General features: G+C 32.1%; 4 protein-coding genes. 2 read left to right on the top strand and 2 right to left on the bottom strand.

Annotated elements, in window-relative coordinates:
- Window positions 1–385: 385 nt before the first annotated feature.
- Both proX (F6K40_RS29840) and proX (F6K40_RS29835) read right to left on the bottom strand, forming a co-directional pair.
- A complete protein-coding gene (proX, locus tag F6K40_RS29840) occupies window positions 386–1,399 on the bottom strand; it encodes a glycine betaine/L-proline ABC transporter substrate-binding protein ProX (RefSeq protein WP_293141124.1) in 1,014 nt (337 codons plus the stop codon).
- Window positions 1,400–2,308: 909 nt separating this feature from the next.
- Window positions 2,309–3,319, bottom strand: a complete 1,011-nt coding sequence (gene proX, locus F6K40_RS29835; protein ID WP_293141122.1) for a glycine betaine/L-proline ABC transporter substrate-binding protein ProX — start codon at window positions 3,317–3,319, stop codon at window positions 2,309–2,311.
- Window positions 3,320–5,068: 1,749 nt separating this feature from the next.
- Between proX (F6K40_RS29835) and rplI the strand changes: the two genes are divergently transcribed.
- Window positions 5,069–5,527 (top strand): 50S ribosomal protein L9, encoded by a 459-nt coding sequence (gene rplI, locus F6K40_RS29830; protein ID WP_293141120.1) that lies wholly within the window; start codon window positions 5,069–5,071, stop codon window positions 5,525–5,527.
- 890 nt (window positions 5,528–6,417) lie between these two features.
- Window positions 6,418–9,460, top strand: a 3,043-nt coding sequence (locus F6K40_RS29825) for a DnaB-like helicase N-terminal domain-containing protein (protein ID WP_293141118.1), incomplete at its 3' end; no start/stop codon positions are given.

The raw sequence follows: 9,460 nt of genomic DNA, 5'->3' as shown, positions 1-9,460 counted from the left end.
CCTGACTCCTACTCTAATTTACTTTTTCCTATCCCCTAAAATTCTCAAAATTTTTACCCCAAAAAATACAAAATTTATGTAATTAGGGCTTGCTTTCTTAATCTAAAAGCATTGACATTAATCATGGTTTGAGCTTTTTCAAGTCTTGAAAAAGTACAATGTTTTCCTTATAAAGAGCTGCATAAAGTGAGGATTTTAGGTTGACTATTGGCAGAAAAATCAAGGGATAATTCTTCCTCCTGCCTCCTCTAAATTCCCCATTCCTCCTGACCATTTTTCAATTCAAAATTCATAATTCAAAGTTCAAAAATTTTCACTTAATTGAATAATTTTTGAATTGATAATTTTTAATTTTGAATTGATTTGACTCCTGACTCCTGACTCCTCATTCATTAGCAGCTTGTCTGGCAGTTTCTAACCAACTATCATATTTTTCTTGATTATTTTTCACCCACTCTTGAGCATGACGCAAAATATCTGCTTCTTGGTTTTCACCCTCTTTAATGCGTGAACTTTCTGCATTCATATCTTCTATTGGAATTTGCACTAATTCAAACCACTTTTTAGCAACTGGATTAGCTTCTAGGAATTTCTTATTAGCAACTATACGTTGTTGAAGTATGGGAAAACCAAAATTTTTTCCATCTACAGATGTATCTTTTTCAGTCAAATTTCCCATCTCTTTCGGTAAGGATGTAAAAGGAACTTCTAGCCAAACTACATCTTGATTTCGTCTTAATTCTGTAGATATCCAGTGAGGATTATAAGCATAATAAAAAATAGGCTGTCCTTGTTTGTAGCGAGTCATGGCATCTGCCAGAAGAATTTCATATTCTCCTTGATTATGTTCCACAGTATCTTCTAATTCATAAGCTTTAAGATGATGGTTAATTACTAATTCACAAGACCAACCAGGTTTACAACCAACTAAGTTTGCTTTGCCATCTCCATCGGAGTCAAAAAGTTTAGCAATTTCTGGCTCTTTTAATTGTTTAATGTTAGTAATGTTATATTTATCGGCTGTTTTTTTGTCAATTTCATATCTTTGTACTCCGTTGGGAACCAATGTTCCAACTTTCTCTAATTTTTCTTCACCACCAGAATTTTCAAAGTATTCTTTGTGTTGTGGATCATAGTAAACAGTACTATATTCTAAATCTCCATTGGCAATGGAAATATAAATAGGAGGGTATTCAATTTGTTTTGGTTTTTCTACTTTATAGTCTAATTTTTCTAGACCAATATTGACAATTTCGGTTTGAAATAATTCTTGTATCCAGGTACTATTGGCACTACGAATAACTTTTTGAGAAGTTGGTGCTTGTTGACAAGAGGTGAAAATTATTAAGATGCTGGTTAGGATTGCTCCTAAGATTATTTTGAGGAATTTATTGTTCATTTGGCTTGGATTTAAAAAGTTTAAGATTATAATTCTCTTCAGTAGCAAGGAACTTTTTTCCTGGTTATGAGAAGAGAAAGTTATTTCAGTTATCACTTATCAGTTATCAGTTTTTCTGACTAAAGCCAAGATATTTGAAATACTGAACTTTATTTTTTTCATCCCCTTTAAAAGGGCAGACTTTAGACCTAATTTTTTGGTTATAAAAAAACTGTATCTTAATAAGATGATAAATTCTCTATCAATATTATCAGGTTGAATATTTTGAAAATATTTGAGAGATAGTTTTTTGTAAAATAACTACTAAGAGAGTGTCATTTCAGTTATCAGTACCGATCGCTGAATCTGGAGGCTTGAAATAGATAATTTTCTTTTTTATCTCCTTGAAAAGGGAGGCTTGAAACATTATTTTTTCATCAAAGTAGTAAATATTAAAGTAGGAATAGCTCAAGAGATTAAAATCTGAAAGCTCGAAAAAGTCTCATATAATTTTCAAGTTAGGGTGGCAAACTATTATTTATTTGCATCTTTTTCCCCACTCCCTATTTTCTTTTTTGTGAGCCTTCAGCTATGAGCAATTAATAATGAATAATTATGGCTAAGGTTAAGAGAGTATAATTTGGTAGTAAATTTTAATTATATCTCAATTGCTCAATGGCTTTTACCTCCTATATAATCAATAAAAACTAATAACTTATAGGGTAGGTCCTCTTTTAGCAATTAACAATTAATAATTTAATAATTACCTATCCCTAAAAGGTAGAGGATTGACCAAGAAGGAAAAAAATCAATTTTTTTCCCTTTTCAAGGGGAGGCTTTTAACTTGAATAATGAATAATTATTAATTATTTCCTAAAAGTGTAGCTGACCCCTGAATGGTTCCCCTTTATTACTGAAAAAGCTATAAATTTAAATTGTACTTTGTCTTGCTGTTTCTAACCAACCATCATACAACTGCTGATGATTTTTTATCCACTCTTGGGCATGACGTAAAATATCTTCTGGTTTGTCTTCTCCTTCTTTAATGCGTAAACTTTCAGCATTCATATCTGCAACTGGAATTTCTACTAACTCAAACCATCTTTTAGCAACTGGGTTAGCTTCTAGAAATTTTTTATTAGCTACAATACGCTGTTGAGTTCTAGAAAAGCCAATATTTTTTCCATCTAGTAATGTATCTTTTTCTGTTATATTTCTCATATCTGGTAACGAGGTAAAAGGCACTTCTAACCAAACTACATCTTTACCTGGTTTTAAAATAGCAGATATCCAGTGAGGATTATAAGCAAAATAAAGAATTGGTTGTCCTTGTTTATAGCGAGTAATGGCATCTACTAATAAAATACTATATTGGCCTTGATTATGTTCTACTGTATTTTCTAGTTCATAAGCTTCAATTTGATGGTTTATATTTAACTCACAAGCCCAACCAGCATCACAACCAACTAAATTAGCTTTACCATCTTTATCCCAGTCAAAAAGCTTGGCTATTTCTGGATTTTTTAATTGTTGAATATTAGTAATTTTATATTTTTCGGCAGTTTTTTTATCTATTTGATATCCAGCTATCCCTTCAGGTGTCAAAATTCCAACTTTCTCTAATTTTTCTTTTCCACCAGCATTTTCAAAGAACTTTTCATGGGATGGTTGATAGTAAATGGTGCTATATTCTAAATCTCCATTAGCAATGGAAATATAAATAGCGGGGTATTGAATTTGTTGCGGTTTTTCGACTTTATAGCCTAATTTTTCTAGACCTATATTGACAATGTTAGTTTGAAATGACTCTTCTACCCAGGTACTGTAGGCAGTCCGAATAGTTACAGTTTCAGAATTAGGAACTGGTTGACAAGAGCTGAAAATTATTAATAAGCTGGTTAGGATTGTGCCTAAGATTATTTTTAGAGATTTTCGTTTCATTTGAGTTTAATTTGTAAATTTTAATCTTCAGTTAATTACTCACAACTAAGGGATTGAATGTATTAGGAAATATAAAAAAGAAGATAGGGAACACTTAATTGGGAATAAGCCAAGAAACAATTATTGGTAACAAATAAATTCCTAACCATTCAGCTAGCTAGTATTCAGCATTCAGATGAGTGAACGTAATAATTTTACTTCGGTTAGCTAATGACCTTTTTCTTGATAATTTTTAATTTTCCTGGGAAACTAATTTCTTCTTCGGTGTGATAATAAGTTAATAATTTATAGCTGATAGCTGATAGTTAAATGCTTACATAAATTGATCCTAACTTTAGGACTATGAATACTGATACCCCACACATACATAAGGATATTCATCCCTGGCCTGATTCAAGCTTTAAGATTTAGTTGTCAGACAAGTTTCTTAATACTTAGTGTGACAAACAGTCTCTAAATTCTTGCATTATAGTGAGTGAATCCCTTGATGAGAGATTATAGCATTTCTCAAAAATCTTGCTATATTTGATTGGGTGGGGAATTGTGGAAAGTGTGGGGAGCGTGGGGTGAAGTAAACATAAGAATAATTAACACACTTCTGATTAATAATTAGGGAATAAGCTATTATAGCAATCCTCCGCATATTCGTATCAAAAATATTGCTACTTTTTGGGAATACGGAATGGGCAATGGGCAATGGTTCATTAATGGATAATGGATAATTACCTCTCCCTAAAAGGGAGAGGATTGACTAAAAGGAAAAAATTTATTTTTTTTCCCTTGAAAGGGGAGGCTAACAAAGCTGAATTATTTAATTATTTAATTATTAATTATTCGGTAAGAGTTTAGGAGTTTATTTATACTTTTTAATTTTTCACAACCTATTTAGGATTGCTATAGAAGGGTGTTAATTACTTGATAACTGAAGTATCACCAAAGTATAGCATTAATGCATGGGAATTGGTATTAGACTATTTGATTGAATTTTATGATAATTTTGGGCTGAATCAAGATTGAGATTTTTCAAAACATAAAACTCCTCTATAAAATATGAATTAAAATCATTGCAAATGTGAGTTGTGAAACTAGGATGACCTATCCAAGAACTGAGAGTATTATTTTTAATAAAATCAGAAGTGCGGATATTTTTTTTTAATAGTTATATTGATTTTTCTGATTTTATAGCTAGTCTATTCTCTTGGTAATATCTAAGCATTAAGCTAACTCACACCTAACTTTGAGCTTTTTAATTAATAATGAATATAGAGTGCTAAATTAAGGCAAGTGCTTTGAGAGTAAATTTTAATTCCTACTCAATTTTTCAATACTAATACTACCTCGACTTACCAAAAAAATTAAGGTTTAAAGACTCTCCTTTCAAGAAGAAAAAAAGCTGTCTTTGGATGGATGGATTACCTAACCATATCCAATCTCCGCTTGGAAACAAAAAAATTCCTTTTAAGCAATCCTCTTATTAAAAAGAAGAGGTAATTATAAATTATTAATTGTTAATTATTAATTATTGAATCTAGAGCTATTTTTTCAGTTGGGCAAGGCTTGAATCCCATTTTTCCGGTCAAATTCCTTAAACCTATTCTTGTTAACTGTTTTCTTTCTTGGTACAGGTTTCTTTGGGTCTTACGCACCTCTCGGAGTCACACCGCTCTTTCCTACTAGCTTACTATTTATCATTATTAAAGCAGATTTGATATAATAGAAGTTTGCAGTAAAAATTTTACAATTATAGTCATGGCCAAAAAATTACAGGTAGTATTGAATCAAGATGTTAACAAGTTGGGAAAATCGGGGGATGTAGTAGAAGTAGCTCCAGGTTATGCCCGCAACTATTTGATTCCTAAGAAAATTGCTTTTCGCACTACTCCAGGTGTTCTTAAACAAGTAGAACGTCGTAAAGAACTAGAACGACAAAGACAAATAGAATTTAAGCAAGCTGCAGAAGCTCAAAAGACTGCTTTAGAAACAGTTGGTCGTTTCAAAATTACTAAACAGGTGGGTGAAAATGATGCGATATTTGGTACGGTTACTGATAGAGAATTAGTGGAAGTAATTAAGGAAAATACTGGTCAAGAAATTGATAGACGTGGTGTTACTTTGCCAGAAATTAGTAAGGTTGGTTTCTACAAAGCTGAAATTAAACTTCATCCAGAGGTAAGTGCTGAAGTGGAAGTTCAAGTTGTAGGTAGTTAACAGTTATCAGTTATCAGTTATCAGTTATCAGTTATCAGTTCAACTGAAAACATGAATAACTGATATCTGATTGATCCGATCTTAAAAATATTAACTATTAACTTAAATTTTTGAATTTGATAACTTATTTCGTAAGCATTCATCCTTCATTTATTAACAAATTAAAGACTAGCTGAACGCTTACTTTATTCCTACTAATTTATGAGCTACTAAGTTGAATTATAAAGATAAATAACTGATATTTGATTGACTAAATATTAAATGTATTAACTATTAAATGAAGACTTTTAATTTGATAACTTATTTCGTAAGTATTCAGCCTTTATTTATTAATTATAAAGATAAATAAATGATATTTGATTGACTAAATATTAAATGTATTAACTATTAAATGAAAACTTTTAATTTGATAACTTATTCCGTAAGCATTCAGCCTTTTAGTCAATCCTCTCTCTTTTAAGGAGAGGTAATTATCTATTAATGAATTGATTCCTATTCAGTTATGAGTTATCAGTTGAATTTGAAATACGAATAATTAATATTTGATTGACTCGATATTAAAAATATTAACTGTTGACTAAAAATTTTTGCTTTTATTACCTGTTCCTATTCTTATAAATTTCTCAGTAAGCATTCAGCTATTAGCTGTCAGCACGAGAGCAAAAGGAAGGGGTTTAAATGAATATAGACTTTAAAGCCAACTTTTGTAGTAAGATTTAATTCTGATTCAATTAGTAAAGCTTTTATATAAAACTAAAAGTAATAGCTGATGGCTGATAGCTGACGGCTGAATGCTTACATTTCTCAATTGCTTTTACCTCCTTTAAAAGTAATAAAGCTGATAGTTGACAGCTCAATACTTACAAAATAATTTTTAGGTAAATCTATAAATGCAAAGCGATCGCCTACCTCCCCAAAATATTGAAGCGGAAGAAGCTATTTTAGGTGGTATTCTTCTCGATCCAGAAGCTATTAGTCGAGTGACACAGGACTTACGCCCAGAATTTTTTGCCATTCAAGCTCATCAAATTATTTATAAAGCAATGTGGCAACTTTATAATCAGGGTAAACCTACAGATTTAATGACTGTTACCAGTTGGCTTTCTGATAATAATCAATTTGAAAAAATTGGCGGGCAAGTAAAAATTGTTCAACTATTAGAACGAACTGTTTCTGCAGTTAATATCGACCAATATGCTGCTTTAGTTGTTGATAAATATATCCGACGAAAATTGATTCAAGCTGGAAATGAAATTTTTGATTTAGGATTTCAAACTGCGACTAAATTAGAAACTATTCTTGACCAAGCAGAACAAAAGATTTTTGCTCTGACTCAGGATAAACCACAACAAGATTTGGTTCCTATTTCTGAAACTTTAATTGATACTTTTCAGGAGATTGAAGATAGAAATGAGGGGGTTGCTTTACCTGGTCTTGCTTGTGGTTTTTATGATTTAGACGCAATGACTGGAGGTTTTCAACGGTCGGATTTGATTATTGTGGCGGGTAGACCTTCTATGGGAAAATGTGCTGCTTATGATACTTTGGTTTTGCAAAAGGATGGCAGTTTAGTTACTTTGGCAGAGGTTTATCAAAGGCAAGAAATAGAATTATTAACTTTGGGAAAAAATAGGAGGTTTCATCTGACTAAACCTAGCGCTTTTGTTGATGATGGAATTAAACCTGTATTTAGAGTAACGACAAAATTAGGAAGATTTGTAGAGACGACAATTACTCATCCTTTTTTAACGGTTGATGGTTGGAAACCTTTGGGAAAATTAGAGGTAGGAGAAAAAATAGCTGTACCCCGTCGGTTAGATATTTTTGGTAATGTAACTATTCCAGAAAGTGAGTTTTCTTCTCTGATCGATTCTGATAATTTTTGTCTTTTTCCTCTTGTCTTTAAATTAGAAAGGTCACAATTAGCTTTATTTATTAGATATCTATTTTCCTTGGATGGATGGATGAAAATATCTGAAGATGGGGGAGTATGTTTTGGTTATTCTGCAGTTAGTGAAAAATTTATTAGGCAAGTACAACATATTTTGCTGAGATTTGGAATTGTTGCTGCTATTAAAAAAGTTGAAGAAAAGAGAAGTGAAACAAAAAAGGTCGTTAAGGAATTTAAAAGTTGTTTTTCTAATCGGTATTTGAGCAACTCTACAGAAAAATGTTGCTTTAAAAGGTGGGATTTTAGACAAAATTATTTTGATAAAAATTTATGGTATTTGACAATTATTGATCCTTTATCTCAGAAAAATTTTATTGCAGATATTGGTGGTTTTGATGATCAAAATTTCGATTTTTACTCTAGCTGTTTACATTTAATAGCAGAAAATAATTTCTTGGATGAACAATCAGAAAATAAGGAAATTTTTTGGGATGAATTGGTTAGTTTGATGGAAAAATTTGCTGTGCCTAAAAGTTTTTCAGTAAAAAGTAGAAACGGAAAAATAACTTCTCCTAAAAATTTTGAGAACTTAACTACTATTGATACTTTCTATGGCAAAAATTTTCTGGCAGATATGGAAAGTTTTCCATCAGAAAATTTAGATTTAGGCTCGGACAGATTAACCTTAGTCAGACTCGAAAATTCCTGGTGGGATAAATTGAAAAGTCGGGAAATTTTCTGCAATGAAGTGTTGAGTCTGGTGGATAAATTTCCTCAATCTAAACATTCGTCGGTCGAGAATACAAGTATCAAAAGAAAATCGGAGAAAGCTTCTGATAATTTAACTACTACTGATACTTTCTACGGCAAAAATTTATTGATAAATATGGAAAGCTTTCTATTAGAAAGTCTAGATTTCGGCTCGGACAGATTAGCCTTAGTCAGACTCGAAAATTCCTGGTGGGATAAATTGAAAAGTCGGGAAATTTTCTGGAATGAGCTGCTGAGTCTGGTGTCGAAATTTTCCATATCTAAATATCAGTTGCTCAAAAGCACAAGTGTCAAAAAAACGTCGGAGAAAACTTCTAATAATTTAACTACTACTGATACTTTCTATGGCAAAAATTTATTGATAAATATGGAAAGCCTTATATTAGAAAATCTAGATTTTGGCTCGGATAGATTAACCTTAGCCAGACTCGAAAATTCCTGGTGGGAAAAATTGGAAAGTCGGGAAATTTTCTGGAATGAGCTGCTAAGTCTTATGAAAAACTTCCCATCAGAAAATCTAGATTTTGGCTCGGATAGATTAACTTTAGCCAGACTCGAAAATTCCTGGTGGGAAAAATTGGAAAGTCGGGAAATTTTCTGGAATGAGCTGCTAAGTCTTATGAAAAACTTCCCATCAGAAAATCTAGATTTTGGCTCGGACAGACTAACTTTAGTCAGACTCGAAAATTCCTGGTGGGAGAAATTGGAAAGTCTAGATTTTGACTGGGAAAGATTAACTTTAGCCAGACTCGAAAATTCCTGGTGGGAGAAATTGGAAAGTCGGGAAATTTTCTGGAATGAACTGCTAAGTCTGGTGGAAAAATTTGCCGAATCTAAACATCCGTCGGTCGAAAATAGAAGTGTCAAAAAAACCTCGGAGAAAACTTCTGAAAATTTCACGACTGCTGATACTTTTTGTCGGAAAAATTTACTGGCAGGTATGGAAAACTTTCCATTAGAAAATCTAGATTTCGGCTCGGACAGACTAACTTTAGTCAGACTCGAAAATTCCTGGTGGGAGAAATTGGAAAGTCTAGATTTTGACTCGGAAAGATTAACCTTAGCCAGACTCGAAAATTCCTGGTGGGAGAAATTGGAAAGTCGGGAAATTTTCTGGAATGAGCTGCTAAGTCTGGTGGCAACTTTTGCCGAATCTAAACATCCGTCGGTCGAAAATAGAAGTGTCAAAAAAACCTCGGAGAAAACTTCTGAAAATTTCACGACTGCTGATACTTTTTGTCGGAAAAATTTACTGGCAGGTATGGAAAACT

It is taken from the genome of Okeania sp. SIO3I5 (genome assembly GCF_010672085.1).
In the GTDB taxonomy this organism is placed as follows: Bacteria; Cyanobacteriota; Cyanobacteriia; order Cyanobacteriales; family Microcoleaceae; genus Trichodesmium.
This window is presented reverse-complemented; position numbering and strand designations above follow the sequence as displayed.

What these genes read in the sequence shown, in the direction of transcription:
- proX (WP_293141124.1), bottom strand. Translation starts at nt 1,399, where the DNA reads ATGAACAATAAATTCCTCAAAATAATCTTAGGAGCAATCCTAACCAGC.
- proX (WP_293141122.1), bottom strand. Translation starts at nt 3,319, where the DNA reads ATGAAACGAAAATCTCTAAAAATAATCTTAGGCACAATCCTAACCAGC.
- rplI (WP_293141120.1), top strand. Translation starts at nt 5,069, where the DNA reads ATGGCCAAAAAATTACAGGTAGTATTGAATCAAGATGTTAACAAGTTG.